This window comes from Rhizobium sp. ZX09 (assembly GCF_017357485.1).
In the GTDB taxonomy this organism is placed as follows: domain Bacteria; phylum Pseudomonadota; class Alphaproteobacteria; order Rhizobiales; family Rhizobiaceae; genus Agrobacterium; species Agrobacterium pusense.
Genome location: NZ_CP031363.1, coordinates 1791284 through 1817013, shown reverse-complemented (window position 1 = coordinate 1817013; position 25730 = coordinate 1791284). Strand labels below are relative to the sequence as shown.

At 59.5% G+C, this 25730-nt stretch carries 25 protein-coding genes; 13 read left to right on the top strand and 12 right to left on the bottom strand.

Features of this window, described 5'->3' with window-relative positions; all coding sequences use genetic code 11:
- Positions 1-88 precede the first annotated feature (88 nt).
- Entirely contained in the window at positions 89-2263 is a 2175-nt protein-coding gene (gene ligA / locus BTN45_RS09210) for an NAD-dependent DNA ligase LigA (RefSeq protein ID WP_207587358.1), read from the top strand.
- Between the two features lie 64 nt (positions 2264-2327).
- A complete protein-coding gene (locus BTN45_RS09205) occupies positions 2328-3221 on the top strand; it encodes an aminoglycoside phosphotransferase family protein (RefSeq protein WP_207587356.1) in 894 nt (297 codons plus the stop codon).
- A gap of 4 nt (positions 3222-3225) precedes the next feature.
- Here BTN45_RS09205 and BTN45_RS09200 read toward each other — a convergent pair whose 3' ends face one another.
- Together BTN45_RS09200 and BTN45_RS09195 are read right to left on the bottom strand one after the other, a co-directional pair.
- Complete coding sequence (locus BTN45_RS09200) at positions 3226-3759, bottom strand: GNAT family N-acetyltransferase (protein WP_035209694.1); 534 nt, start codon at positions 3757-3759, stop codon at positions 3226-3228.
- Between the two features lie 179 nt (positions 3760-3938).
- Positions 3939-4868, bottom strand: a complete 930-nt coding sequence (locus BTN45_RS09195; RefSeq protein ID WP_045531911.1) for a DMT family transporter — start codon at positions 4866-4868, stop codon at positions 3939-3941.
- Positions 4869-5066: 198 nt separating this feature from the next.
- Here BTN45_RS09195 and gcvA point away from each other — a divergent pair, with 198 nt between their 5' ends.
- The 3 genes from gcvA to BTN45_RS09180 are packed head-to-tail and all read left to right on the top strand — an operon-like array spanning position 5067 to position 7158.
- Positions 5067-5969 carry a transcriptional regulator GcvA gene (gene gcvA / locus BTN45_RS09190; protein WP_107339247.1) on the top strand — a complete coding sequence of 301 codons (903 nt, stop codon included), beginning with the start codon at positions 5067-5069 and terminating at the stop codon, positions 5967-5969.
- A gap of 42 nt (positions 5970-6011) precedes the next feature.
- Positions 6012-6620: a 3'-5' exonuclease gene (locus tag BTN45_RS09185; protein WP_107339248.1), complete on the top strand. Its 609-nt coding sequence runs from the start codon at positions 6012-6014 to the stop codon at positions 6618-6620.
- Between the two features lie 46 nt (positions 6621-6666).
- A complete protein-coding gene (locus BTN45_RS09180; protein WP_004442768.1) occupies positions 6667-7158 on the top strand; it encodes a CreA family protein in 492 nt (163 codons plus the stop codon).
- A 36-nt stretch (positions 7159-7194) separates the two neighbouring features.
- Here BTN45_RS09180 and BTN45_RS09175 read toward each other — a convergent pair whose 3' ends face one another.
- Positions 7195-7662, bottom strand: coding sequence for a chemotaxis protein CheW (locus tag BTN45_RS09175; protein WP_003522339.1), 468 nt, complete (start codon positions 7660-7662; stop codon positions 7195-7197).
- 226 nt (positions 7663-7888) lie between these two features.
- Between BTN45_RS09175 and BTN45_RS09170 the strand changes: the two genes are divergently transcribed.
- The 3 genes from BTN45_RS09170 to BTN45_RS09160 all read left to right on the top strand — a co-directional run bounded on the left by BTN45_RS09170 (position 7889) and on the right by BTN45_RS09160 (position 9756).
- On the top strand, positions 7889-8047 hold the full coding sequence (locus tag BTN45_RS09170) for a hypothetical protein (protein WP_006697769.1): 159 nt from the start codon (positions 7889-7891) through the stop codon (positions 8045-8047).
- A gap of 141 nt (positions 8048-8188) precedes the next feature.
- The gene (gene sco, locus BTN45_RS09165; RefSeq protein WP_153776174.1) at positions 8189-8797 is read left to right on the top strand and encodes a cytochrome oxidase assembly protein Sco; all 609 of its coding nucleotides are present in this window, start codon (positions 8189-8191) and stop codon (positions 8795-8797) included.
- An 80-nt stretch (positions 8798-8877) separates the two neighbouring features.
- Positions 8878-9756: a 50S ribosomal protein L11 methyltransferase gene (locus tag BTN45_RS09160; protein ID WP_207587354.1), complete on the top strand. Its 879-nt coding sequence runs from the start codon at positions 8878-8880 to the stop codon at positions 9754-9756.
- Positions 9757-9903: 147 nt separating this feature from the next.
- Here the strand turns inward: BTN45_RS09160 and BTN45_RS09155 are convergent, their stop codons facing one another.
- Positions 9904-10077 (bottom strand): hypothetical protein, encoded by a 174-nt coding sequence (locus BTN45_RS09155; RefSeq protein WP_003522343.1) that lies wholly within the window; start codon positions 10075-10077, stop codon positions 9904-9906.
- Positions 10078-10370: 293 nt separating this feature from the next.
- Here BTN45_RS09155 and BTN45_RS09150 point away from each other — a divergent pair, with 293 nt between their 5' ends.
- Positions 10371-12212 (top strand): aminopeptidase P family protein, encoded by a 1842-nt coding sequence (locus tag BTN45_RS09150; protein WP_207587352.1) that lies wholly within the window; start codon positions 10371-10373, stop codon positions 12210-12212.
- Here BTN45_RS09150 and BTN45_RS09145 read toward each other — a convergent pair.
- Both BTN45_RS09145 and BTN45_RS09140 read right to left on the bottom strand, forming a co-directional pair.
- The gene (locus BTN45_RS09145) at positions 12209-12523 is read right to left on the bottom strand and encodes an AzlD family protein (RefSeq protein WP_006697773.1); all 315 of its coding nucleotides are present in this window, start codon (positions 12521-12523) and stop codon (positions 12209-12211) included. The genes BTN45_RS09150 and BTN45_RS09145 overlap by 4 nt on opposite strands.
- Entirely contained in the window at positions 12520-13239 is a 720-nt protein-coding gene (locus BTN45_RS09140) for an AzlC family ABC transporter permease (protein ID WP_207587350.1), read from the bottom strand. Before BTN45_RS09140 ends, BTN45_RS09145 begins: the two co-directional genes overlap by 4 nt.
- A gap of 167 nt (positions 13240-13406) precedes the next feature.
- Between BTN45_RS09140 and BTN45_RS09135 the strand changes: the two genes are divergently transcribed.
- A complete protein-coding gene (locus BTN45_RS09135; RefSeq protein ID WP_006697775.1) occupies positions 13407-13643 on the top strand; it encodes a DUF2164 domain-containing protein in 237 nt (78 codons plus the stop codon).
- 81 nt (positions 13644-13724) lie between these two features.
- On the opposite strand, the gene pncA is transcribed toward BTN45_RS09135, so the two are convergent.
- Positions 13725-14351, bottom strand: coding sequence for a bifunctional nicotinamidase/pyrazinamidase (pncA, locus tag BTN45_RS09130; RefSeq protein ID WP_022556586.1), 627 nt, complete (start codon positions 14349-14351; stop codon positions 13725-13727).
- Positions 14352-14802: 451 nt separating this feature from the next.
- Between pncA and BTN45_RS09125 the strand changes: the two genes are divergently transcribed.
- Positions 14803-16089: a DUF2778 domain-containing protein gene (locus BTN45_RS09125; RefSeq protein ID WP_035209702.1), complete on the top strand. Its 1287-nt coding sequence runs from the start codon at positions 14803-14805 to the stop codon at positions 16087-16089.
- A gap of 12 nt (positions 16090-16101) precedes the next feature.
- Here the strand turns inward: BTN45_RS09125 and BTN45_RS09120 are convergent, their stop codons facing one another.
- The 5 genes from BTN45_RS09120 to BTN45_RS09100 all read right to left on the bottom strand — a co-directional run bounded on the left by BTN45_RS09120 (position 16102) and on the right by BTN45_RS09100 (position 21183).
- The gene (locus BTN45_RS09120; RefSeq protein WP_022556583.1) at positions 16102-16527 is read right to left on the bottom strand and encodes a DMT family transporter; all 426 of its coding nucleotides are present in this window, start codon (positions 16525-16527) and stop codon (positions 16102-16104) included.
- Positions 16524-17006, bottom strand: a complete 483-nt coding sequence (locus tag BTN45_RS09115) for a DMT family transporter (RefSeq protein ID WP_004442751.1) — start codon at positions 17004-17006, stop codon at positions 16524-16526. The genes BTN45_RS09120 and BTN45_RS09115 overlap by 4 nt, the downstream gene beginning before the upstream one ends.
- Before the next feature lie 272 nt (positions 17007-17278).
- Positions 17279-18091, bottom strand: a complete 813-nt coding sequence (locus tag BTN45_RS09110) for a glycosyltransferase family 25 protein (RefSeq protein ID WP_034498809.1) — start codon at positions 18089-18091, stop codon at positions 17279-17281.
- A gap of 104 nt (positions 18092-18195) precedes the next feature.
- Positions 18196-20670, bottom strand: coding sequence for a UvrD-helicase domain-containing protein (locus BTN45_RS09105; protein WP_207587348.1), 2475 nt, complete (start codon positions 20668-20670; stop codon positions 18196-18198).
- A 102-nt stretch (positions 20671-20772) separates the two neighbouring features.
- Positions 20773-21183, bottom strand: a complete 411-nt coding sequence (locus tag BTN45_RS09100) for a carboxymuconolactone decarboxylase family protein (RefSeq protein WP_153776168.1) — start codon at positions 21181-21183, stop codon at positions 20773-20775.
- Positions 21184-21406: 223 nt separating this feature from the next.
- On the opposite strand from BTN45_RS09100, the gene BTN45_RS09095 reads away from it, so the two are divergent.
- Together BTN45_RS09095 and BTN45_RS09090 are read left to right on the top strand one after the other, a co-directional pair.
- The gene (locus tag BTN45_RS09095) at positions 21407-22573 is read left to right on the top strand and encodes an efflux RND transporter periplasmic adaptor subunit (protein WP_112766560.1); all 1167 of its coding nucleotides are present in this window, start codon (positions 21407-21409) and stop codon (positions 22571-22573) included.
- Positions 22570-25719 carry an efflux RND transporter permease subunit gene (locus tag BTN45_RS09090; RefSeq protein WP_207587346.1) on the top strand — a complete coding sequence of 1050 codons (3150 nt, stop codon included), beginning with the start codon at positions 22570-22572 and terminating at the stop codon, positions 25717-25719. The genes BTN45_RS09095 and BTN45_RS09090 overlap by 4 nt, the downstream gene beginning before the upstream one ends.
- Positions 25720-25730: the final 11 nt, after the last annotated feature.

The following is a 25730-nucleotide window of genomic DNA, read 5'->3' as shown; positions in this document are numbered from 1 at the left end:
TTTCGGCATTGTGAGTCCAGCGGCAAAACTGTTTTTAATGTTTGTTATTTCGGCTAAAAGCGTTCGGTAATTCCGAAAAGAGGCCGTCATGTCGAAAGACCAGAAACCCGTTGAAAACCTCACCGAGCTTGAAGCCTCTTCGGAGCTTGCATTTCTGGCGGCCGAGCTTGCCCGCCATGACGCGCTTTACCACGGCAAGGATGCGCCGGAGATTTCCGATGCGGAGTATGACGCGCTGAAGCGGCGCAACGACGCCATCGAAGCGAATTTCCCGGCGCTGGTGCGGGCCGACAGCCCATCGAAAAAAGTAGGCTTCGCGCCGCTTCCGACCTTTGCGCCCATCGTGCATGCGCGACCGATGCTGTCGCTCGACAATACGTTCTCGGAAGAAGATCTGCGCGACTTCGTCAGTTCGGTTTATCGTTTCCTCGGGCATCTGCCTGATGACTCCATTGCTTTCACTGCGGAACCGAAGATCGACGGGCTTTCCATGTCCATCCGCTACGAAAACCGCAGGCTGAAGACAGCGGCGACGCGCGGTGACGGCACGACCGGCGAAAATGTCACTCCCAATATCAGGACCATCAAGGAAATTCCGAACGAGCTGCCCGCCGACGCGCCCGATGTGGTGGAAGTGCGCGGCGAGGTCTATATGGCCAAAAGCGACTTTCTGGCGCTCAACGCCCAGATGGAAGCGGAAGGCAAGCAGACCTACGTGAACCCGCGTAATACTGCCTCCGGCTCCCTGCGTCAGCTGGACGCCAATGTGACGGCGAAACGCAAGCTGCGGTTTTTCGCCTACGCCCTCGGCGAGGTTTCGAATGGCGGTCAGCCGACGCGGATTGCTGATACCCAATATGGCATCGTCGAGAAGTTCAGGGAATGGGGTTTCCCGGTTAATCCGCTGATGAAGCGATTCACGTCCGCCCAGCAATTGCTTGAGCATTATAATGAAATCGGTGTTGCGCGGCCCGATCTCGATTACGATATCGACGGTGTGGTCTACAAGGTCGACCGGCTTGATCTGCAGGAACGGCTTGGCTTCCGCTCGCGCAGCCCGCGCTGGGCGACCGCACATAAATTTCCAGCAGAGCAAGCCTTCACGACGGTTGAAAATATCGAAATTCAGGTTGGCCGCACCGGCGCGCTGACACCTGTCGCGCGTCTTACCCCCATCACTGTCGGCGGTGTCGTCGTTACCAATGCCACGCTGCATAATGCCGATTATATCGAGGGCATCGGGAATAGCGGTGAGCGCATCCGCCCGGAAGATCACGATATCCGCATCGGCGACACTGTTATCGTGCAGCGGGCCGGCGATGTCATTCCGCAGGTGCTGGACGTGCTTCTGGAAAAGCGACCGGCCGGCGCGGCAAAATATGCCTTCCCGGAAAAATGTCCGGTCTGCGGCAGCCATGCGGTGCGGGAGCGTAATGAAAAGACCGGCAAGCTCGATTCTGTCACGCGCTGCACCGGCGGTTTCGTCTGCCGGGCCCAGGCAGTGGAGCACCTGAAACATTTCGTCTCGCGCAATGCCTTCGATATCGAAGGGCTGGGCACCAAGCAGATCGATTTCTTCTTCGAAAGTGACGATCCTGCGCTCTCGATCAAGACCGCACCCGACATCTTCACGCTGAAGGCGCGTCAGGATGCTTCCCATCTGACCAAGCTCGAAAATATCGACGGTTTCGGCAAGGTCAGCGTCAGGAAGCTGTTCGACGCCATCGATGCCCGCCGCGAGATCGATCTGCACAGGCTCATCTTCGCGCTCGGCATCCGCCATGTGGGTGAGACTACGGCGAAGCTTCTGGCGCGATCCTATGGCACTTACGACCATTTCGAAGAAAGCATGAAGGCGGCGGCGGATCCCGCAAGCGATGCGTGGGCCGAGCTTAATGCCATCGACGGCATCGGCGAGGTGGTGGCCCGCGCCATTATCGAGTTCTACAAGGAGCCACGCAATCTCGACGTCATCGATCGGCTGATAAGGGAACTTCGTCCGAAAGAGGCGGAAAAGCCTTCTACGGAAGGCAGCCCGGTGGCAGGCAAGACGGTGGTGTTTACCGGTTCGCTGGAGAAGTTTACCCGCGACGAGGCGAAGGCCAGGGCGGAAAGTCTGGGCGCCAAGGTTGCCGGTTCCGTTTCGAAAAAGACCGATATTCTGGTGGCGGGGCCGGGAGCGGGCTCCAAGCTTGCCAGGGCGGCGGAACTGGGCGTGCAGACCATGGATGAGGACGAGTGGCTGGCGCTGATCGGCGGCTGAGGGGCCGTCATGGAAATAATGTCCTCTGCCGCTAGAGCTTTGTGCCTGAGACGGAGGGTAAGGCATGGATGACCGCATCGCCGTCAGCGCAGAGCAGGTCCGGGCGCTGGTTGACAGCCAGTTTCCTCAATGGGCGGCGTTAGATGTTCGGCCGGTGGAGCTGAGCGGCTGGGACAATCGCAGTTTTCGCCTTGGCGATGAAATGCTCATCCGCATGCCGAGCGCCACCCGTTACGTGGCGCAGGTCGAGAAGGAGCATCGATGGCTGCCAACGCTTGCGCCTTTCCTGCCTTTTCCGATCCCTGCTCCAGTAGCGCTCGGGCAGCCGGGGCAGGGTTATCCGTTCCGTTGGTCGGTCTATCGCTGGCTCGAAGGGGAACCGCTTGCTCAGCATCTGGAGAAGGTCGATCTGTCGGTCATTGCCATTGATGTCGCCAGGTTCTTGAAATCATTGCACGAGGCGGATGCTGTGGATGGCCCGGTCGCAGGGGCGCATAACTTTCATCGCGGGGGCTCACTTGCAGTCTATGACGGGGAAGCGAAGGCCTCGGCGGCGCGGCTTGCCGGTGAGGTGGATCAGGCGCTGGCTATGGAGATATGGCAGCTTGCGCTTTCGAGCCATTGGCAAAAGCAGCGGGTGTGGGTGCATGGCGACATTGCCGAGGGCAATCTGCTGGTGAAGGATGGCAGGCTTTCGGCCGTTATCGACTTCGGCAGTTCCGGCGTGGGCGATCCGTCTTCTGATCTCATTCTAGCGTGGAATGTGCTTGATGCTGAAAGCCGGGCTGTTTTTCGCAGAGCGCTCGATCTGGATGAGGCCACATGGCAGCGCGGGCGCGGGTGGGCCTTATGGAAGGCGCTGATCGTTCTGGATGCCGAGCGCGGCCGTAACGAAAAAATGGCCGAATGGTCGCGCCGGACCATTCGGGAAGTGTTTACCGACCACTTGCGCAGCTAACCGACTATCGAAGTCGTGCCATCACGTGGGCATCAACGTATTTGCCATCACGATAGGCGTCGTTGCGCAGGGTGCCTTCAAGTTCAAAACCGAATTTCTCGTAAAGCCGGATCGCGGGGAGATTGTCGGTGAAGACGTTGAGTTCGATGCGGCGGATATCGTGCCAATTATCGGCGGTGTCGATCAAAGCCGCCAGAATATATGTTCCGACACCTCTGCCGGCAAAATCGTCGTGGACACTGATTACCAGATCGGCAATGTGGGACTGTCTTCCTGCCCTGCGGAAAAGTCCTGCATTGGCAACGATCTTTCCCCGCCATTCGCCAACGATGGCGATATCGTTGGGGCCGCGGTTCTCCATCGATTTTCGTGTTTTTTCAACCGACTGAAATGGTTGTCGAAGCGTGCCGTGACGGACGCCGGGCAGGTTGAACATTTCTGTCAGGGCTTCAGCGTCGTCCAGACGCGCGGCGCGCAGGACGACTTCATTCAAGCTGAATTGCGAATCTTCATTATCGGCAAATTTCACAGTCTGCATGCCTGTCTCCTCGGGCGTATGGGAGCAGGAGTGCGAACCCTGCTCGACTGGCAGGGTGGAAATGGATCGCTTAACGCGACGACATACCTTCTCCTGCCGGGTGGCCGGTGATGGTGTGACGACGGGTGGTGTTCTGCTTCGCGATCATGGGCGCACAATGCTTTTGCCGTGTAATTCTGTCAAGCAGGTGCGTTGCGCAGCAGGCTTCTGAGTTTTGACGGCAGCCTGCCGTCGATCGCCGCGAGACCCGCAGCAATCATCGCCATGCCGGCGAAGTGCTTCATTTCCAGTTGCTCCCCTAGAAGCAGGGAACCGAGCAGGATGGCGCTGACGGGGATGAGGAAGGTGACGAGGGCAAGGTTGGTGGCGCCGGCGCTGGCAAGAATGCGGAAGAAAATGAGATAGGCGAGCGCCGTCGAGAGCAGTGCGATGCCGACAAGCGCGCCCCACGTGCCGAGGCTCGGCATGGCGAGTGTCCATGGTTTGTCGATGAGAAGGGCGGCCGGGATCAGCATCAGTGCCGAAGAGGAAATCTGGCCGGTGGCGGTCATCAGCGGCGGCACGCCCATGGCCTTGAAGCGGCGGCCGAATATGCCCGCGAAGGCATAAGAGATGGCCGCGCCGAGCACGGCGATCTGGCCCCAGAGGCCGGATGAGCCGGTAAAGGCGGCGGGGCCGATCATGGTCGCCACGCCGGCAAAGCCGACCAATACGCCGGTCAGCTTATTGCCGGTCATCTTTTCATCAGTGGTGAGAAAATGCGCGACGATAACCGTGAAGAGCGGCGTTGTAGCATTGAGGATCGAAGCCAGTCCGCTGGCGATATGGGTCTGGCCCCAGACGATCAGGCAGAATGGAATGATGTTATTCAGAAGGCCCATGCCGAAAAAGGCGCGCCACACCGCCCATTGCCTCGGCAGGCGAAGGCCCATGATGCGGCAGACGATCTGAAGCGCGATTGCCGCAAGGGTAACACGCAGTGCGACGATGGTGACGGGAGGCAGTTCCTTGACCGCAACACCGATGAAAAAGAACGAACCGCCCCACAGGAGCGAAAGCGCGACAAGCATCGCCCATTCGCGGGCATCCATCTGTTTCTGTATCGCCATCATCATCTCCAAAACGCATGAGCATCGGCATGATCGCAGACCGAATCCCCGCCATCCACCCGATATTGGTTGAGTTAATCTCAAGCTCGGAGGTGATGGTTTTCACGTCGCGTTGTGTCTTGTTGCGTCCATTTACTCTCTGTTTTATGGTGTTTTCAAACGATTGTTTCTCGTTCGATAATTGAGTTGAGCTAAATCATGTCCACCGAACTCCCGTCTCTGAAAGGGCTGCAGGCCTTCGAGGCCGCAGCGCGCTATCGCAGCGTCACGCTTGCCTCCAACGAGTTGAATGTCACGCCCGGCGCCGTCAGTCTGCAAATCCGGGAGCTGGAGGCGCGGCTTGGTGTGCAATTGTTTTTTCGCAAGCCGCGTAGCATCCAGCTGACGCGCGAGGGGGAGCGTTATTACGGCGCGCTCCGCACCGCTTTCCGGATGATGCGCGAGGCGACGGCGGAGCTGACAGCGCGGTCTGAGATCACCGTTTTGACGCTGAGCTGCACACCGACCTTCGCCGTGCAATGGCTGATGCCGCGATTGCCCGCCTTCCAGCAGCAGCACCCGCAGGTGGATGTGCGCATCAGCGTCACGAACCGATTGGTGGATTTTTCGAGGGACGACGTCGATCTGGCCGTCCGGCACGGTTTCGGACGGTACGAAGGGCTTGAGAGCATCCGCTTCATTGATGACAGCACGTTGCCGGTCTGCTCGCCCCAGCTTCTTGAAAAATACGGCCCGCTACGGGAAGCGGGCGATCTGAAATCGGTCCCGCTGCTGCATGATGAAAACCGCAATGAATGGCGGCGCTGGCTGGAAGCGGCAGGTGCAGCGGAAGTCGACGCGTCCGGCGGCACCGTTTTCATCGACAGCAACGGCGCGCTGGATGCCGCCAAGGCCGGGCATGGCATTGCACTGACCCGGCGTTCGCTCGTTTCCCGCGAGCTTGCCGAAGGCGCATTGATTGCGCCATTCGGTAAAGACATGACCAGCACGCTCGCCTATTTCCTCGTTTATCCCAGGCGTATGCTCGATAATCCCGATCTCGCGACGCTCATCGACTGGATGCTTTCGGAAGCGCATTCCAGCGAAGCCGGTTCTCTTTGAGGCCGATCCGGTTTATGCCGGAAGAAACAACGGGAATCACTCTTGAAAACCATCGCCATCGACTTCGAAACCGCCAATGAAGAGCGGGGCAGCGCCTGCTCCGTCGGCCTTGCCTGGATAGAAGACGGGACGATCGTTCGTGTCGAGGAACGGCTGATCCGGCCGAAGGACATGCGGTTTTCGCCCTTCAACATCGCCGTGCACGGCATCCGCCCTGCCGATGTCGAGGATGCGCCGGAATTTCCCGAGGTGATGGAGGAGTTCATCGACGACTTCCATGGTGCGACGATGATAGCCCACAATGCCGCCTTTGATTTCAGCGTCATGCGCGCGTCCTTCGACAAATATCGACAGTCCTATCCCGATCTTTCCTATCTGTGCAGCGTCAAGATCGCCCGGCATGTCTGGCCCAATCTGGTGTCGCACAAGCTGAATGTGATCGCTCATCACCTTCAGCTGCGTTTCGTGCACCATAATGCCGCGGAAGATGCCGTTGTCTGCGCGGCCGCGTCGATTGCGGCGGCCAAAGCATTGAGTGTTGCCCATATCCACGATCTGCCGGAGAAAATCGGCATGGTGGCCGGTCGACTTACCGCCACGGGCTACCAGCCGTGCAGCATGAAAAAACGGCCTGCCGCCCGGGTTGCGTAACGGTGGCTTCCACCTATGTTTGAAGCAGCGTAACGGAGAAGATGCGATGACAAAGAAAACTCTGTCGGGCTTGTTTGCGGGCTTTCTGGTGTTGCTTCCGGTGACTGCGGCGAATTCGCAGGTGGTTGGCGAGGTCGGCGTCGACTGGATCGGCAATGATATCATGATAGAGGCGATCGCTGATCCGAAGATCAAAGGCGTGACGTGCCATGTGACCTATTTCGAGCGTGGCGTCATCGACCGGCTGAAAAACGGCAACTGGTTCGAAGACCCCTCCAACAACGCCATTTCCTGCAGCCAGACCGGGCCGGTGGAGATTGGTGACATCAATCTTTCGAAGGGCGGCGAAGAGGTGTTTCGGCAGGGGATGTCGCTGGTCTGGAAGAAACTCGTCGTCAGCCGCGTCTACGACAAGGCCAATGATACACTGATTTATCTGGTGCACGCGCGGGAACTGACCGATGGTTCCGCCAAGATGGCGATATCGACGGTGCCGCTCTATAACCAGCAGGTGACATGGGAAAAGGGCAAGCCGTAAGGCTCGCCCCCACAATTGCCATGTCGATGCCGTGGATTACGCGGCTTCGCGCGCCAGTTCGTCGGCGATAACCGTATCGAGGTTGAGGAAGCAGACCATGCTCTTTTCCAACGCGACGATGCCGCGGCAGAAGCTGCGCTGTTCTTCCGGAATGATATCGGGCGCGGGCTGCAGGTCTTCGGAGCGGATGGTCATCATGTCGGAGACCTGTTCCACCAGAAGGCCGACCAGCTTGCCGCCGATATCGGTAACGATGATGGCGGAGCGCTCGGAGGGCTCGGTCATTTTCATGCCGAGGCGGCCGGCCATGTCGATGACGGGAATGACGGCGCCGCGCAGGTTGATGAGGCCGAGAACATAAGGCGGGGTGTGCGGCATCGGGGTCACCGGCGCCCAGCCGCGGATTTCGCGGATCGCCATGATATCGATGCAGAATTCCTGATCGCCCAGATGAAAGGAAACGATTTCGAGATATGCGCCGGATTGCTTGATGGCGTTGGACATGACGGCAGGTTTCCTCTGATGGCTCTCTAACAGGCCCACGCAGGATTGAGCTTTATGCGGCGGCCGGAGAATGGACCGGGAGACATCATGTCGAGGCTTGAAAAGCCGCTGGGGTCATAATGCATGGCGAGATTTTAAACTTTCCCTAACAATTCTCCATCTCGCCACGGCAAACTCCAGTATTTTACCGGTTTTCGACTGCGCGCGGACGGGCTATGATAGGAACATGAACGCGCTCGTTTCCCATCCTCTGAAGTTTATTCTGGCTGGACTTTCCGTGGTGGCTTCGCTTGCCATCGTGCTTCTTGCGTTTGACGGCTGGGTGCGGCACGGCACCGATATTTTCCTTTCCGCCGTGCAGAGCGGTATCGCCTGGTGCCTGTGACGCCGCGCCGTCGTCGGGCTTTGTGACAAATCAGCGCGGTCGGCTCAAATACGTCCAGTTGATTTGCCGTCGCCGCCGTCCTTCGCTATCTGTCTGTCGGACGCCCGGACACGGCGCCGGCTTTCGGGGTAGGATTGGACAATGAGAAATATTCGCATCGTATTGTGGGCGGTCGTGCTCGTTCTAGCCGGCGTCGTCAGCTGGCTGACGATCGAAATGACAAAGACCCGCGAGCAGATGGTGGAGACCGCCTATGGCGTGCCGTTCGAACTGACGGCTCAAACGGGTCAGCCGATTACCGAAAAAGCCTTTCAGGGCAAGCCGACAGCGCTGTTCTTCGGTTTCACCCATTGCCCGGAAGTCTGCCCGACGACCCTGTTCGAGCTGAATGGCTGGATGGAGAAGGTGGATCCGGCCGGCGACAAGCTGCAGGCCTATTTTGTTTCCGTCGATCCCGAGCGTGATACGCCTGAAATCATGCAGCAGTATGTGTCCAACGTGTCGAAGCGGATCACCGGCATTACCGGACCGGCCGACAAGATTGCCGAGACGCTGAAAGGCTATCGCATCTATGCCAAAAAAGTGCCGGTGGATGAGAAGGACCCGAATGGCGATTACACCATGGATCACACGGCATCCGTTATCCTTCTCGATTCGAATGGCCGTTTTGCGGGAACGATCGCCTATGGTGAAAATCCCGATGTTGCCGAGCAGAAGCTTCAGAACCTGCTAAAGGGCGCGAAGGTTTAATTGCGTTCGGCTTATTGGACTGAGTGCTGTTTTGTGGCAAAGGCAGATTGAACAGCCGAAGCCAGAGGAAACAGCCTGCCGTGAGCGAAATCCGACTTTACGTCACCACGACCGAAATCAAAGCCGGTAAAATTCTCGATTTGATGTCGGACTATTTCGGCGAGGAGGATGTTGCGATCGCCACGACCGAGGTGGACGAGAAGCGTGACATCTGGGAAGCCTCTGTCTATTTGATGGCGGAGCAGGAAGAGGAATTTCGCGAGCGCATCAGTACGCTGCTTGCGCCGGCCTTTCCGGGCCTTGTCATCGAGAAGGAGATTGTTCCTGATGTCGACTGGATCGCCAAATCGCTTGAAGGTTTGAAGCCTGTCCGGGCAGGGCGTTTCATTGTTCACGGCGCTCATGATCGCGACAAGGTGCGGCCGAACGATCTGGCCATCGAAATCGAGGCGGGACAGGCTTTCGGCACCGGCCATCATGGCACGACGGCGGGGTGCCTCGAAATGATCGAAGAGGTTCTGCGGGCGCGGCCCGTGCGCAACGCGCTCGATCTCGGCACTGGCAGCGGCGTTCTGGCCATCGCCGTGCGCAAGATGCGTCCTATTCCCGTGCTTGCGACGGACATCGATCCCGTCGCTGTGAGGGTGGCGAAGGAAAATGTCCGGCTTAACGGCATTGTTTCGGGCATGGTGCTGGAGACGGCGCCGGGTTTTCACTCGGACGCCTTCCGCAAGCATGGCCCGTTCGATCTCATCATCGCCAATATTCTCGCGCGGCCACTCATCAAGATGGCGCCGCAGCTCGTCACGCATCTGGCACCCGGCGGCACTGTCATCCTGTCGGGCATTCTGGCGTCACAGCGCTGGAAAGTGCTTTCCGCCTATAATGGCGCAAGGCTTTCCCATGTCCGCACCATCTGGCGCAATGGCTGGGTGACGCTGCATCTTCGCAAGGACTGAAGCTCTCGCAACATTTATTGCGGACAAAAGAAAAGGCGGCGCTTTCGCGCCGCCTGAAAACCCGCGAGCCTGGGAGGAGCTTGCTCAAGCGGGTAGACGTATTCCTGTCCGGACGCGGGGTAGGGAGGAATGCCGCGCCGGATAAAATCAGAATACGTAGCTGGACTTTGCCTTGCGACGCAGATCGGCGCGGTTCATGCCGAGCGCTTCGAGCGACTTGTCGTCGAGGTTCAGAAGGGCGGCGTTGACATGACGGCTGACCTGACGCTCGCGTGCTTCAACGACGCGATCGAAGGCGGTGCGGAGGAAAGATTTTGCCATTGCTTCAAATCCTTATTTGCCAGGAGAGTGTCTCTCTCGCTGTGTTGATCCTGATATAAGCGATGTGTTTTTGTTTGGTTAGAGGGTATATCTCAGGGTAGGAATGCATTTTTTGCATATCACCAACCCTTCAGTATTACTTATTTCGCGAAATATGCCCAATTTATCACCGCAGTCCCGGGCATCACTTATGTCTTGAAACCGGCTTTATCCGCGTGGCATTGTCGTTGCGCGCCAACGATTTGATGGTGCCGACAAACAGCTTTCTCCATGTCCGTTACCGAAAGATGCTCATGTTCCAGACCTTCGAAAACAAATCCGCGCCGCAATTCGGCAAGGCTCGCGTCGAGGCGCTGCGCGCCGGTTTCGATGCCCTCGGTATCGATGGGTTTCTGGTGCCGCGCGCCGATGAATATCAGGGAGAATATGTGCCTGAGTGCGCCGAGCGCCTCTCATGGTTGACCGGATTTACCGGTTCCGCCGGCATTGCACTGGTAACGCGGACGGAAGCGGTGGTATTCGTCGATGGCCGCTATACGACGCAGCTAAGCTCGCAGGTTGATCAGACAGTGTTCACTGGTGGTGATCTGGTCGGTGCGCCACCTTCCGTCTGGCTGGCCGAACATGCTCCAAAGGGTTTCCGGCTTGGTATCGATCCGTGGCTGCACACCGGCGCCGAATTGAAGCGGCTGGAAAAGGCGATCGCCGGCAAGGGCGGTTCAATCGTTCTTCTGGAAAAGAACCCGCTCGATGCGCTGTGGCAGGATCGTCCCTCCGAACCGCTGGAGCCCGTCGTCATCCAGCCAGAGGCATTTACCGGCAAGCTGGCGAAGGAGAAGATTGCCTCACTGGCGGAAACCGTTTCCGCAAAGGGGGCGGATGCACTGCTGGTGACCGATCCTTCGTCCATCGCCTGGATTTTCAATGTTCGCGGCAACGACGTGCCGCATACACCGCACCCGCTCGCCCGCGCGATCATTTACGCAGATGGCAGGGCCGATATTTTTCTCGACAAGCGCAAGACCGGCATCGAGGCCGAGGCCTATCTGGCGCAGCTCGCGACACAATTGCCGCCGTCGAAGATCGCGGATCGCCTGCACGCCATTGCCAGCGCCAAGGGCCGGGTGATGGTGGACGCCGATCTGACGCCAGTGGCGCTGACCGGCGCAATTACCGCAGCGGGCGGCTCCCTCATCGAGGAAGCCGATCCAGTCCGTCTGCCGCGCGCGCGCAAGAACAGAGCTGAGCTTGCCGGTTCCGCCGCCGCCCATGTGCAGGATGGGGCGGCCATGGTCGAATATCTCTGCTGGCTGGATCGCCAGCAGCCCGGCACGGTGACGGAAATCGACGCCGTCAAGGCGCTGGAGGCGGCTCGCGTCAAGGTGGGGCAGGGGCTGCAAAACCCGCTCAAGGATGTCTCTTTCGACACGATTTCCGGGGCCGGCGCACATGCCGCCATCATCCATTACCGCGTCACGACAGATACGGATCGCACACTTGCCGATGGTGAGATGTTCCTCGTCGATTCCGGTGCGCAATATGTCAACGGCACCACGGACATCACCCGCACCGTTGCCGTCGGCAGCGTTCCGGAGGAGCAGAAGCGCTTCTTCACGCTGGTCCTGAAGGGCATGATCGGCATAAGCACCGCACGGTTTCCAAAGGGAACGCGCGGTTGCGATCTCGATCCGCTGGCGCGCATCGCTCTCTGGAAAGCTGGCGCGGATTATGCCCACGGCACCGGCCACGGTGTCGGTTCCTATCTTTCGGTGCATGAGGGGCCGCAGCGCATTTCGCGGCTGTCGACACAGGAGCTTTTGCCCGGCATGATCCTGTCGAACGAGCCGGGTTATTATCGTCCCGGTGCCTTCGGCATCCGTATCGAAAACCTCATCTATGTGCGCGACGCGGAAGAGGTGGCCGGAGGCGACCAGCCAATGTTCTCTTTCGAGACGCTGACATGGTGCCCCATTGACCGAAGGCTGGTGGTCACAGCACTTTTAACTGACGAGGAGCTCAACTGGCTAAATGCCTACCACGCAGGCGTGCTGGAGAAGCTTTCTCCCCTGATAACCGACGAAGAAGTCAAGGCGTGGCTCGTTGCGGCGACCAAGCCATTGGAGCGGGTTGCCTAAAGCAGCCCGAAATGCCGGATGGCGATGACGATGGCCCAGCCGACGGCGAGCATCGTCAGGCCGGGAAAGCGCAGGCAGACCAGAAGGGCGCCCACCATGCCGATCTTCACCTCGTATCCGCCTTCAAAAAAGGCGGGTGCGACGAGTGTGGTGAGAACCGCCACGGGAACGGCGTTCAGGCCCGCCTCCATCCGCGGCGGGATGGATTTCATCCGCGTCATCAACACATAACCGCCGATGCGGGTGAGATAGGTGGCGATGGCGGCGAGTGCGATCAGGAAAATCGTATCTGCATGCAGAACGTTACTCATGGCGTTTCCACCCCATTCTCAGAATTCGTCGCGCCATTCGGTTTCGGCGGATAGAGGACCGCGACGAGAATTCCGGCGACGGCGCCGAGACTGACATGCCACGGCGAACCGACGATGTGATAGGCAACCGTTGCGCCGACTGCACTTGCCAGCATGACAGGGTAGAAATTTTCTCGCTGACGGAAGCTCAGCACCATGCCCATGAAATAGATCGGGAGCAGGACATCGAGACCGATGGCTTTCGGGTCGCCGATCATATTGCCGAGCGATGCGCCGAGAATGGTCATTGCCAGCCACAGCACATAAACGGGTGCCGCAAAGCCCATGTACCAGGAAAAGCCCACCGTGCCGGAATTTTCGTATTTCCTCACCGATTCGGCGAATTGCGGATCCACCAGCACGAAGAAACCCGCGGCCTTCTGCAGGAATGACCAGTTCGAGATCATTCGGGCGATGGCGGCGGAATAGAGGATATGGCGGAAATTGACGGCGAACACGGAAAGAACGATCAGCCAGGGGGCAACCTTCTGGCCGAACAGTTCGATACCGACGAGCTGGCTTGCGCCGGCGTAGACGGTGCCGCTCATGATCGTGGCTTCGGCGACGCTCAGCCCGTTATCGACCGCGACCGCGCCGAACAGCGCACCGAAAGGGGCGGCGGAGAGGGCGATCGGGAAACCGCCCTTCAATCCCTCGCGAAAATCTTTATTGAACATCTCTGGAACTCCTTGCCGCCGCTCTATCGCCCTCCCGTCTGACTGGCAAACGAATTGCATGAATGGATCGATTGATTAACTTGAAGCTTCCGTTACGGTATGGTGCCGGGCGGGCGGTCTCATCGCCCTCTTCCGGCGCCGCTAAATAATCTGACCATGGAAGATCGATGCTGGAGAAGCAGGAGAAGGCCGCGTTGGCCGCACGTGTTCGGGACTATCTTGCCCGGGAAGCCGAAGCTGAAATCGGCCTTCTGCAGGCGGAAATCTTCGTGGATTTTCTGGCGGAGGAATTGGGATATGTGTTCTACAATCAGGGGCTTCGCGATGCGCAGGCGGCGATCCTGAGACGTCTTGAGGACGCGGCGGGGGATATAGACGTGCTGGAAAAACCGAAGCCGCGCTGATGGCACCCGCCGCGCAGAGGCCCATCAAAAGGGCTCCTGTGGCGAGCACAGCAATCGGTAACGTGGTAGGCGCAGCTCCCTTTAATCGCGCAATATGTCGCGGCTTTTAAGAATGATCGCGCCTTTTTCACGCATCATCGCAATCGCGGCTTTTATACCCTGCGGGTCGATGCCGCGGCTGGCATCTTCGATGAAGCGGACCTTGACGCCGGGCAGCATGTCCAGCGCATCGAGCACCGAAAAACTGACGCAATAATCGGTGGCGAGGCCACAGACATCGAGTTGCGTCACGCCCTGTCGGGTCAGATAATCGGAAAGCCCCGTCGTCGCGCCCTGGTCATTGTCGCGAAAGGCGGAATAGCTGTCGACAGCGGGGTTTTCGCCTTTCTGCTGAATGTAGTCGAAAGCTTCCGTCTTCAGATCCGGGTGGAATTCCGCATCCGCCGTGCCCTGCACGCAATGGTCGGGCCACATCATCTGCGGTTTGCCGGAGAGTTCGCCCATGTCGAAGGGTTTCTTGCCGGGATGCTGCGAGGCGAAACTGCCGTGGTTTTCCGGGTGCCAGTCCTGCGAGGCGACGATGAGGTCGTAGCCGCCATTGTCGATCAGGGCATTGGCAGTGGGCACAACCTTGTCTCCATCGGCAACGGCCAGATTGCCGCCCGGGCAGAAACCGTTCTGAATATCGATGAGCAGCAACGCCTTCATGATGGCCTCCCTTTTCCGGGCAGGATGCCAAGCTGCTCCTGGGGGATCAAGCCTTTTTCCGCCTGCCCGGCGTGTGCTGTGGTGGGGAGCAGCGACCTTTCATGTCGCACTCCTGCCGCATTTCCAGCAAATTTCCGGCAAAGTCGGAAATTACCTGACAATACGGCGGAAATTTTTCAAGGCCAATGACGCCATTAGGGCGCTTCCCCGGGACCACGCGGTGCACAGGCACCCGGTATCCGCGTAAGTCATTGTTTTGCCTTAGCCCCACAATGCGCAGACCTTAACGAAATATTTTTGCAGGGACTCGTAAACACTTTGGTTACCATAATTCGTCATGCTTCGAACCAGTCAGTTCCGAAAGCGGCCCGGTGTTCGCCCGTTCTTCGGATGTCCCAAAATCCCTCCGGCGTCGGCCGGGTATGCGTGAACGGTTCGAGTAACGAGTATCATGGCGTTTTCTGCTGCGGCCTATAACGGCGCCGGTCTTGCCGGTTCGCATTCCCTCAAGAGAGGCAAATCCTTTTCGTTCGGGCGAATGTCGGCGCTTCTTGGTGGCGGTGCCTTTGCCGGCATTTTTGCCTTTGCCGCTTTCGCTTCGCTACACGGCATGGCCGCCGCCTCGCATGGCGTCGGACAATTTGAAAAGACGCTTGTGGCAAGGCTGGATACCGCCGAGGCGGCGATTGCCCGCACGGCGGCGCGTGATATTCACGTCCGCAAGTTTTCCCGCCTGAGCGACCACAGTCACGGCCAGCAGAAGGCCGTCCGCCTTGCCGGCATCATGCCGGAGATCGGCGCGAAAGAATTCGGCGAACGATTCGGCGCGGCGGCGAACGCCAAAGGACAGGCGACCGTCAAGGAACTTGCCGCGCTTCAGCCTTCCGCGATCGTCGATTCGGCGCTTGGACGCACCTCCGAGGTTGCCTATCAGAGCGCCGTTCCACAGCATCCGGCATTCGAAGTGGCGCTGGCCCGACCGCAGGTCGAGGAAGAGGCAAGCAGTCTGCTTCCCGACGACGTGCCGCTGCCAAGCTTCAGACCTGATGTCGCGACAGCTCAAACGGTCGAGCCGTCACCGCGTCCTGCGGCAACTGCCAAGGCGGATGAGCGCGTTCCCGCTGTCGCCTCTGCGCCTGCTTTCGATGCGCCGGTTCCGCTGCGGGCGCCGCAGGCGCCGAAACAGAGCACCGGCGCCATGCTGGCCTTCGCGAAACCGGATAATCCGATGCGTGAGCCAAGCAAGATGGATGCGGTTCCGTGGCCTGACCGTGGCAATGGCACGGCGATCTACGATATTTCTTCCGGTGTGGTGCACATGCCGAATGGCGAGAAACTGGAAGCGCATTCCGGTATCGGCAAGATGCGCGACAATCCCGATTATGTTCACGTCAAGATGCGCGGGTCCACACCGCCTTCAAGCTACAAGCTGACAATGCGCGAGGCGCGCTTCCACGGCGTTGAAGCCATTCGCCTGACGCCGGAAAATGGTGTCAATCCGCACGGCCGCGACGGGCTTCTTGCCCATACATACATGCTGGCGAAACGCGGCGAGTCCAATGGCTGCGTTGTGTTCCGCGACTATTCCCGCTTCCTCGCGGCCTTCAAGCGCGGTGAGGTCAAGCGCATGGTGGTCGTGCCGAAGCTGAACGGCAACCGCCCGACGCTCGCGAGCAGCGGTGGTAAAAGCGGCGGTAAGACGCTGCTCGGCATGTTCTCGCGCGGCAGCGACTCGTGACTGCGCGAATATTTAACGGCTGCGCCGCTGCGTCAGCACCATGCCGGCCAGAATGAGCAGGATGCCGAGAGCGCTGGCCCAGATTTTCGGCGGATGATCGCTGAAAAGATCGAGCATCACACCTGAGACCATCTGGCCGCTTATGACCAGAAGCGCGGTGTTGACCGCGCCGATGCGGGGGATGAGCCAGCTTCCCGAAGCGATGAAGACGACGCCGATGGGGCCGCCGATAAAGGCAAGCCAAGGTGCATCGGCCGCACCCGGTGGAATGAGGCCGCCGACAACGAGTCCGATCACGGTCAGTACGGCAAAGCCGACGATGTGGTTCCAGAAAGACGCGATGAGCGGCGAGTTTGACAGGCTGAGCCGGCCGTTGATCTGGCGGCTCAGCGCCACGAAGACGCCGCCGGTAAAGGCCATGGCGATCCAGACGATCATGCCGTTCTCCCGACAAGGATGATGAGTGCGCTGCCGCATAGAATGAGCGCCACTGCCGCCATGTCCCGAAGGTCCGGCTTTCTTCTGGGCAGTCCGAACAGACCGAAAATATCAGCCAGAAGGCTGAAGATGACCTGTCCACCAAGTCCGAGCGCAATGGTTCCCGAAAGCGCCAGCGGTGAATTGACGGCGGTGGAGGTGAGGATGACGATCGCGGCACCCACAACGCCGCCGCAATAGGCCCAGAGCGGCGCTTTCGGTTTTGCCGGGGCCGAAAGGTCTTTCTTCGAACGCATGATAGCCAGATAGACCAGCGCCGCCACCGTGCCGGTGCCGTGCGCCGTCCAGGAAGAAAACAGCGCGTTGCCGTAATGGGCCAGCTGTCCGTTGAAATGCACCATCAGCGTCAAGAGACAACCGCTGGCGAAGGCGGCGGCGAGATGCAGCGGATTCAGGCGTGGATGCGTCGTGTCTGTCATGTCGGATCGGAAAAGCTGAAGATGGACACGAGCTTTAGCCCATCTGCGCCTGAATCGGAATCGAATTGCGAGAGTTGGCGGATTTGGACGAGATTATCCTGTGCGTTGCGGAACAAGCGATGTGGCCACGCATTATTGCAGCATGAATAAAACGACACGCAAACCGTTGAACCGGATGACGATTTTCGTCGTCTCGATTTTTATTGTCGGAGCCGTTGTGGCGGCAATTTATCTCATCGGCTTCACGCCCGGCGAAGTGTAAGACGGAGCGATCAATGACCGGCTGGGGCGGCGTTGCCCTTGCCGCGTTCCATTGCAACGCGCGCCCTGGCGACCGCGAAGCGAATACCGCGCAGCAGGAACCGGCTGGTTTCCAGATAGGCCCGATAGGGCAGGACAGTGAAATACCGCCAGCGCGGCAGGCGGTAAATGCGCAGATTGTTCTGGATCTGGCTTTCACCATCCGCATCCTGTGTGGCGCAGAGCGGATAGATGAAGGCGGCCTTCAAGCCGGAGAGATATTCAAGATCGAAGGCGATATCGTAGGCGAGCCGCATCGGGATGAGCTTCGATATCCATTGCCCGGCGCGACGGTTGACGAGATAGGCGCCTGAGCCTTTTTCGCGTGTCAGCGCAATGGCGAGCGAGCGACCGTTCGAGAGCGGACGGAACGGAAATTTCCGGCCATTGCTGACCGTCGTGAGGCGCAGCAAGTCCCAGTCTGAGCCATTCAGCGCCGCCTCATCGATCGCATTTAGAAAATCATCATCGAAGATCACGTCATCCTCGAGGATGAGCGAGATATCGGCATCGCCTTCCATGAATTTTCGGGCGCAGGCGACATGGCTGAGATAGCAGCCGATTTCCGGAGGTGACGTGCGGCGGCCATGCATCAGCATATAGGAAATTTCGCTGAATTCCGGGATTGGATAATTCAGCTCCCTGCCATTCACGCCTGGGATGCGCTCCGCCTTGAGACCCATGGCATCAAGGCGCGCGGTCATATCCGCGAGGCGCTTGGTGGCGCCGTCCATGTTGATCAGGAAAACCGCAAGCTTGCGCTGGCTTTTCGGCAATATATGCAAAGCAGTCCTCACCCGGTTCTCACAATCCCATTGCAACTCCTTTATTGCAATGGCGTGACGTGGGCTATGGGAAAAGCGGCCTTCAGGCACTCATAGTTGTTGAATCAAACCTTTTCCACAAATCCATCCAGCACGCGCTTCTGGCCGGCGCGGTCGAAGTCGATGGTGAGCTTGTTCCCCTCGATGGCAGCGATATTGCCGTTGCCGAACTTGATGTGGAAGACGCGGTCGCCGACGAAGAATCTTGACGGCGTGTCGGCGACAGATTTGGCCACCAGTTCCCCATCGATGGTGCGGGTGCGCGGGCCGCTTTCGCCATAGCCAATACGTTCCACCGCATGGCCGGAGCGCGTGCCCCAGTTGTCGCGGGTGGCATCGCTACGGTTCTGCTGCGCACGCTTCCAGCCCGGGGTGGAATAGGTGTTGGCGAAGGGATCTGCCTTGTCGAAACGCGACTGACCATAGCCGCCACGCCCGCCATAACCGCCGTAATTGCTGTCGGATGCTGCGACATCGACATGGGCGGGCGGCAGTTCATCCAGGAAGCGCGAGGGCAGGGTGGATTGCCACAGCCCGTGAATGCGCCGGTTCGAGACGAACCAGATATGGCAGAGTTTCTTGGCACGCGTAATGCCGACATAGGCAAGACGACGTTCTTCCTCCAGACCGGAGCGGCCGCCTTCATCCAGCGCCCGCTGGTGCGGAAACAGGCCTTCTTCCCAGCCGGGCAGGAAGACGGTGTCGAATTCCAGACCCTTGGCGGAATGCAGCGTCATGATGGAGACGGCATCGAGATTTTCGTTCTGCTCGGCATCCATGACGAGGGCGACATGCTCGAGGAAACCGCGCATGCTTTCAAAGGCTTCCATCGAGCGGATGAGTTCCTTCAGGTTCTCAAGGCGTCCGGGCGCTTCGGCCGTCTTGTCGGCCTGCCACATGGCGGTGTAGCCGCTTTCGTCGAGAATCTGCTCGGCAAGCGTGGTGTGCTCGGTGTTTTCGAGTAGACCCTGCCAGCGGCGGAAATCCTGCACCACATCGAACAGCGCCTTGCGGGCCTTCGGCTTCAGCTCGTCGGTTTCGATGATGTCGGCCGCTGCCGCCAGCATCGGAATGTCGCGGGCACGCGCATAGTCGTGCAGGTTGCGGATCGTCGTATCGCCAAGGCCGCGCTTCGGCGTATTGACGATCCGCTCGAAGGCGAGATCGTCGGCCGGCTGGCAGACGAGGCGAAAATAGGCCATGGCATCGCGGATTTCGAGGCGCTCATAAAAGCGCGGGCCGCCGATGACGCGGTAATTGAGGCCGAGCGTGACAAAACGGTCTTCGAATTCGCGCATCTGGAAGGAGGCGCGGACGAGGATCGCCATGTCGTTCAGCATATTACCTTTGCGCTGAAGCTGCTCGATCTCTTCGCCGACTGCGCGGGCTTCCTCCTCCGAATCCCAGGCAGCATGCACCACGACCTTTTCGTCGTCAGGGCTGCTACGTTCGGTAAACAGCGTCTTGCCGAGGCGTCCCTCATTATGCGCGATGAGGTGGCCGGCCGCGCCGAGAATATGCTCGGTGGAGCGGTAATTGCGTTCGAGCTTGATGACCTTGGCGCCGGGAAAATCCTTGTCGAAGCGCAGGATATTGTCCACTTCCGCGCCGCGCCAGCCATAGATCGACTGGTCGTCGTCACCCACACAGCAGACGTTTTGCGGCTCGCCCTTGGCGCGCTGCGCAAGCAGCCGCAGCCACATATATTGCGCCGTGTTGGTGTCCTGATATTCGTCCACCAGAATGTAACGGAACTTCTGATGATACTCCTTCAGAATATCGGCGTGGCGGCGGAAGATGCTGATCGGGTGCAGCAGCAGATCGCCGAAATCGCAGGCGTTCAGCGTTTTCAGCCGGTTCTGATAGGCGGTATAGAGCTCGCGGCCCTTGCCATTGGCGAAGGCGCGGCTGTCACCCTCCGGAATATCCGGCGGCGTCAGGCCCTTGTTCTTCCAGCCGTCGATCATGCCGGCGAACTGTTTGGCCGGCCAGCGCTTGTCATCGAGACCTTCGGCCTGGATGAGCTGCTTGATCAGCCGCACCACGTCATCCGTATCGAGAATGGTGAAATCCGACTTCAGGCCGACGAGTTCGGCGTGACGACGCAACAGCTTGACGCCGATGGAGTGGAACGTGCCAAGCCAGGGCATGCCCTCCACAGCGCCCCCGACGAGAACGCCGATACGTTCCTTCATCTCGCGTGCGGCCTTGTTGGTGAAGGTCACGGCGAGGATCTGGCTGGGATAGGCCCGGCCCGTTGCGAGAATATGGGCAATGCGGGTTGTCAGAACACGGGTCTTGCCGGTGCCGGCGCCGGCGAGGACGAGAACCGGCCCGTCCAGCGTTTCCACGGCATCGCGCTGTTCCGGGTTGAGGCCGGAAAGATAATCGGGTGCGGCACGCGTTTGATCGCGCGCAGCCATGGCGCGGGCGGCAATGCCAAGCCCGCCGCCGTTTTCCGAAGGGGCATTGTTCGTCGCCCTGCGCGGCGCCACGGGTTCCTCATCGAAGAACGGCATATCGTCAAAACTGTTGCTCATGCGGCCCAATGTAGTGATTCGGGATATAAAGGCCAGAACCGTGTTCTGCTTTTATTCCGGTATCGCTGCTCAAAATGCCTATTCCAAGGCATTATTTCGGGTTCATGCCCTCTGATCGGCATCAAAAGCGGCATCGACAGGCACTTGAAGGGCCACCGCAAGCTGGTTGGTCTTGGCGGCGAGCGCGATAATCCGCATCAGATCGGCATGCTGTTCATTCGTCATGCCCTTGGCTTTCGCGGCCGCCGTATGGGAATGGGCACAATAGGAGCAGCCATTGGTGACGGACACTGCGATGTAAAGCATTTCCTTCACCAGCGGGTCGAGCGCCGAGGGTGTCGCCATCACCGCCTTGACCTCGGCCCATGTCTTTTCCAGAAGATCAGGATCAAAGGTGAGGTAAAGCCACATATTGTTGATGAAGTCCGATTTGCGGGTGGTGCGGATATCATCGAACACCGCTTTCACGCGCGGATCGGCTTCGGGATTTTGTGTTTTCGTGACGGTGCTCATGGCTTCCTCCGGCTCATTTCGTGCTGACAGACTACCGCGCTGAACAATATTTGCGATAATATAGCGTTTATGGTGTGTTCGACGAGAATCCATCACAAATTACAATTACGTAAGAAACGTATTTGTGCGTTGCCTCGTTCTAAACGACGGGGAATACTGCTGATGTCCCGAAGCCTGAGCTTCAGGGGCTTTCTTATGCTGCGATGATCAACCGGAGAACTATATGCGGGTCTGGAAACAGGTGGGTGTCAGTCTGGCCGTGGTGGGGGCAGGTCTCTGTCTCTGGGGCGTCTATTCGCCCGACGCCCGCAATATGCTCGCCAGCATCGGGCTGGTCAAAGCACCCGCTGCTTCGGTCGAAGTCGCCGCAGCCGGCGGATCGGCGGCCGGCGCGCCGACGGGACAGAATGCGGGTGGCGCACGCCGCAACAATAACGCCACACTGGTTGTGACCGCCCCTGTGAAGAAAGGCACGGTCAACGACCGGTTGAACGCCATCGGCAATGGCGAGGCGATCCAGTCCGTCGTCGTCATGCCGCAGGTTTCCGGCACGCTTTCTGAAATTCGTACATCGTCCGGTGCACGCGTCGTGAAGGGGCAGGTGCTGGCGCGGCTCGATGACGAGGAGCAGGTGATCGAACGCGACAAGGCGCAGGTGGCGCTGCGCAGCGCCGTCGAAAAATCCAATTCCTACAAGAATTTGAAGTCCGTTTCCCGCCTCGACGTGCTGGATGCCCAGATTGCCGAAGAAGCCGCCAAGCTTGCGCTGAGCACCGCCGAACTCAATCTCAAGCGGCGTGATATCGTCGCGCCCATCGAAGGCGTGGCCGGTATCGTCGCCGCCAATATCGGTGACAATGTCACGACGCAATCCACCATTGTCAGCATTGACGACCGGTCTGAAATTCTCGTCAATTTCTGGGCTCCCGAGCGTTTTGCGACTGCGATCAAGGTCGGCATGCCGGTGGAGGCCACGTCGATTTCGCGCCCGGGTGAGACTTTTAAGGGGGAGATCGAGGCCGTCGACAACCGTGTCGACGAGGCGAGCCGCACCATCCGCATCCGGGCAAAGTTCGGAAATGAGAAGGATGAGTTGAGGGCGGGCATGTCATTCGGCGTCACCATGCGCTTCGCCGGGGAAACTTATGCCTCGGTTGATCCGCTGGCCGTGCAGTGGGATGCGGAAGGCTCCTATGTCTGGCGTGTGGCTGACAATAAATCCAACAAGGTGCGGGTGCAGATCGTGCAGCGCAACCCGGATGCCGTTCTCGTCAAGGCTGAACTGGCGGAAGGCGAACCTGTCGTGATTGAGGGCCTGCAGCGCGTGCGCGAAGGCGGGGCGGTGCGGGTCGGAAACCAGCCCAAGCCCGAGGAGGTTGCCAGCCAATGACGACCCAGCCGCCTTCCGGTCAGGATTCCAAGCTCGCCTTTACCGCATTGTTCGTGCGTCGGCCAATTCTGGCGGCGGTCCTTAACACGCTGCTGGTCGTTGCCGGCCTCGCGGCTCTGGTCGGCGTCGAAGTGCGCGAACTGCCCGACGTCGACCGGCCGACGATAAGCGTCAGGACCACGTATGAAGGTGCCGCGCCTGAAACGATCGATCAGGAGGTAACGCAGACCATCGAAGGTGCGGTGGCGCGTGTCAGCGGCATCAAATCCATCGCGTCCAACTCACAATTCGGCACCAGCCGCGTGACGATGGAATTCGGCGACAATGTCGACATGGCCGTTGCGGCCAATGATGTGCGCGATGCCATTGGCCGCGTCACCAACCAGTTGCCTGACGATGCTGACGAGCCGCAAATCATCAAGGCGGATTCCGACAGCCAGCCGATCATGCGGCTTGCCGTCACCTCGTCCACGCTCGGTATGGAAGACCTGACAAAGCTGGTGGATGACGAAATCATCGACCGTCTGGCTGCCGTCGATGGTGTGGCCGATGTGGAGCTTTACGGCGACCAGGAAAAGGTCTTTCGCGTCGATCTCAATCAGGCAGCATTGGCGAGCCGCGGTCTGACGGTGACCGATGTTTCCAACGCGCTTGCAAGCGCTGCCCTCGATGTCCCGGCGGGTTCGCTGAAAAGCACGACGCAGGATATCGTCGTGCGCGCGACCGCGAGCCTGACAAAGCCCGAGGATTTTTCCAATCTTCTCATCAAGAACAATATCCGCCTCAGGGACGTGGCGACCGTCATGCTGGGGGCGGACGACGAATCCACGTCGCTGCGCTCGAACGGCGTTCAGGGCGTCGGTCTTGGCATCATCCGCCAGGCACAGTCAAACACGCTCAGTATATCGACCGGTGTGAAAGCCGCCGTCGACGCCATGTCGGCCAATCTGCCGGAGGGCACGCGTGTCGTCGTGACCAGTGACGATGCCGTCTTCATCGAAGGCGCGCTGCACGAGGTCGAACTGGCGCTGGGGCTCTCGGCGATCATCGTCGTTGTGGTGCTTTATCTCTTCCTGCGCGACTGGCGCGCCACCCTCATTCCGGCGATCACCATGCCGGTGGCGCTGATTGGCACCATCGTCGCCATTTATATGGTCGGCTTCTCCGTCAATATCCTCACACTGCTCGCCATCGTTCTGGCGACTGGTCTCGTTGTCGACGACGCCATCGTGGTGCTGGAAAATATCGTGCGCCGCCGGGCGGAAGGCATGGGCCCCCGGGCCGCTGCCGTTCTCGGCACGCAGGAGGTGTTTTTCGCCGTCATCGCGACGACGGCGACGCTGGCTGCCGTGTTCATTCCGCTTTCTTTCCTGCCGGGTCAGCTTGGCGGCCTGTTCCGTGAATTCGGTTTTGTGCTGGCCTTCGCGGTGGGTTTGTCCTCCATCGTGGCACTGACGCTGTGCCCGATGCTTGCTTCGCGCATGCTGAAGGAGGGGTTGAAAGAGCCGACCGGGCCGCTCGCCTGGTTCGGTAATGTCTTTGCCTCCACATACAAGTCGACGCTGTCCGCCTGCCTCAACAACCCCCTCATCGTCATCGTCGTTGCGCTCATCTTTTCCGGCCTGTCATGGATCGCCTTCGGCATGATCCAGAGTGAATTGACGCCGCGCGAGGACCGCGCCTCTATCATGATGCGGGTCACCGCGCCGCAGGGTGTGAGCCTCGAATATACCCGCGACCAGTTGCAGCGGATCGAGGAAAACCTGCAGCCGCTACGCGACAGCGCGGAAATCCGTAACATCTACTCCATCACTGGCATGAACGGCTCGTCCAATACCGGCTTCATGGTGCTGACGCTGGCGCCCTGGGCCGACCGAGATCGCACGCAGAACCAGATCGCTGCCGATGTTACCTCTGCCGCCAACAAGGTTCCGGCGTTGCGGGGCAACGCGATGCAGCCGAACAGCCTCCGCATTCGCGGCGCCGGCAACGGATTGCAGATGGCGATGGTCGGCAGCAATTATGCGGCGCTGACAGAGGCGACGCAGAAATTGCTGCTTTCCATGGAAGAAAGCGGCCTGTTTGATACGCCACGTTTCGACAACGAACCCAATCAGGCGCAGATTTCGGTCTCCATCGACCGTGAGCGCGCGTCTGATCTCGGCATCGACATCACCGGCCTCTCTCGCGCCATGCAGTCGCTGCTGGAAGGGCGCTCGATTGTCGACGTCTTCGTGGATGGCGATGCGATCCCGGTGCGGCTCCTGTCCTCCACCCGGCCGATCAATGATCCGACCGATCTTGAGAATGTCTTCCTGAAGACGGGCGACGGCAAGATCGTGCCGATGTCGGTCATCGCGTCGCTCAAGGAAAATGCGGTCGCGCCGCAGCTCAACCGCGAACAGCAGCTTCCCTCCGTCGGCTTTACCGCCAACCTCAAGGACGGCGTTTCGCTGGGCGAGGCGCTGCAAAAGGTGAACGAGCTCTCGCAATCCGTCCTGCCGCCCGGTGCACGCTTGCTGCCGCTGGGTGAGGCTGCGACACTGGAGGAGAATTCGAGCGGCATGCTGCTGACCTTCGGTTTCGCGATTGCCATCATCTTCCTCGTGCTTGCCGCGCAGTTCGAAAGCGTGCTGAGTTCGATCATCATCATGTCAACGGTGCCGCTCGGCCTCGCCTGTGCCGTCATCGCGCTGCTCGTCACCGGCTCAAGCCTCAATGTTTACAGCCAGATCGGCCTCGTGCTGCTCGTTGGCGTCATGGCGAAGAACGGTATCCTGATTGTTGAATTCGCCAACCACCTGCGCGATCAGGGCGCAACCGTGCGGGAAGCTATCGAAAAAGCCACCAGCATCCGTCTGCGTCCGGTCATGATGACGATGATCGCGACCATCCTTGGCGGCGTGCCGCTGGTTCTGGCGCAGGGAGCAGGCGCCGAGGCGCGCATCGCGCTCGGCTGGGTCATCGTCGGCGGCCTCGGCTTCGCGACGCTGGTGACGCTTTACATCACACCGGTCTCCTACCTGCTGATCGCCCGCTTCGCCAAACCGCAAGCGGATGAGGAAATCCGCCTTCACCGCGAACTGGAACTTGCCGCCCGCCGCAAGGCGCTGGAGGAAGACAAGCCGCTGCTTGCTGCGGAATAAAAACGGTTGCC

Excerpts from the sequence above, each read along its gene's own strand:
- BTN45_RS09140 (WP_207587350.1), bottom strand. The coding sequence starts at position 13,239 with ATGTTCAATAAAGATTTTCGCGAGGGATTGAAGGGCGGTTTCCCGATC.
- gcvA (WP_107339247.1), top strand. The coding sequence starts at position 5,067 with ATGTCCACCGAACTCCCGTCTCTGAAAGGGCTGCAGGCCTTCGAGGCC.
- BTN45_RS09095 (WP_112766560.1), top strand. The coding sequence starts at position 21,407 with ATGCGGGTCTGGAAACAGGTGGGTGTCAGTCTGGCCGTGGTGGGGGCA.
- ligA (WP_207587358.1), top strand. The coding sequence starts at position 89 with ATGTCGAAAGACCAGAAACCCGTTGAAAACCTCACCGAGCTTGAAGCC.
- BTN45_RS09100 (WP_153776168.1), bottom strand. The coding sequence starts at position 21,183 with ATGAGCACCGTCACGAAAACACAAAATCCCGAAGCCGATCCGCGCGTG.
- BTN45_RS09195 (WP_045531911.1), bottom strand. The coding sequence starts at position 4,868 with ATGGCGATACAGAAACAGATGGATGCCCGCGAATGGGCGATGCTTGTC.
- BTN45_RS09155 (WP_003522343.1), bottom strand. The coding sequence starts at position 10,077 with ATGGCAAAATCTTTCCTCCGCACCGCCTTCGATCGCGTCGTTGAAGCA.
- BTN45_RS09170 (WP_006697769.1), top strand. The coding sequence starts at position 7,889 with ATGAACGCGCTCGTTTCCCATCCTCTGAAGTTTATTCTGGCTGGACTT.
- BTN45_RS09200 (WP_035209694.1), bottom strand. The coding sequence starts at position 3,759 with ATGCAGACTGTGAAATTTGCCGATAATGAAGATTCGCAATTCAGCTTG.
- BTN45_RS09150 (WP_207587352.1), top strand. The coding sequence starts at position 10,371 with ATGTTCCAGACCTTCGAAAACAAATCCGCGCCGCAATTCGGCAAGGCT.
- sco (WP_153776174.1), top strand. The coding sequence starts at position 8,189 with ATGAGAAATATTCGCATCGTATTGTGGGCGGTCGTGCTCGTTCTAGCC.
- pncA (WP_022556586.1), bottom strand. The coding sequence starts at position 14,351 with ATGAAGGCGTTGCTGCTCATCGATATTCAGAACGGTTTCTGCCCGGGC.
- BTN45_RS09125 (WP_035209702.1), top strand. The coding sequence starts at position 14,803 with ATGGCGTTTTCTGCTGCGGCCTATAACGGCGCCGGTCTTGCCGGTTCG.
- BTN45_RS09145 (WP_006697773.1), bottom strand. The coding sequence starts at position 12,523 with ATGAGTAACGTTCTGCATGCAGATACGATTTTCCTGATCGCACTCGCC.
- BTN45_RS09120 (WP_022556583.1), bottom strand. The coding sequence starts at position 16,527 with ATGATCGTCTGGATCGCCATGGCCTTTACCGGCGGCGTCTTCGTGGCG.
- BTN45_RS09135 (WP_006697775.1), top strand. The coding sequence starts at position 13,407 with ATGCTGGAGAAGCAGGAGAAGGCCGCGTTGGCCGCACGTGTTCGGGAC.
- BTN45_RS09115 (WP_004442751.1), bottom strand. The coding sequence starts at position 17,006 with ATGACAGACACGACGCATCCACGCCTGAATCCGCTGCATCTCGCCGCC.
- BTN45_RS09175 (WP_003522339.1), bottom strand. The coding sequence starts at position 7,662 with ATGTCCAACGCCATCAAGCAATCCGGCGCATATCTCGAAATCGTTTCC.
- BTN45_RS09180 (WP_004442768.1), top strand. The coding sequence starts at position 6,667 with ATGACAAAGAAAACTCTGTCGGGCTTGTTTGCGGGCTTTCTGGTGTTG.
- BTN45_RS09090 (WP_207587346.1), top strand. The coding sequence starts at position 22,570 with ATGACGACCCAGCCGCCTTCCGGTCAGGATTCCAAGCTCGCCTTTACC.
- BTN45_RS09105 (WP_207587348.1), bottom strand. The coding sequence starts at position 20,670 with ATGAGCAACAGTTTTGACGATATGCCGTTCTTCGATGAGGAACCCGTG.
- BTN45_RS09205 (WP_207587356.1), top strand. The coding sequence starts at position 2,328 with ATGGATGACCGCATCGCCGTCAGCGCAGAGCAGGTCCGGGCGCTGGTT.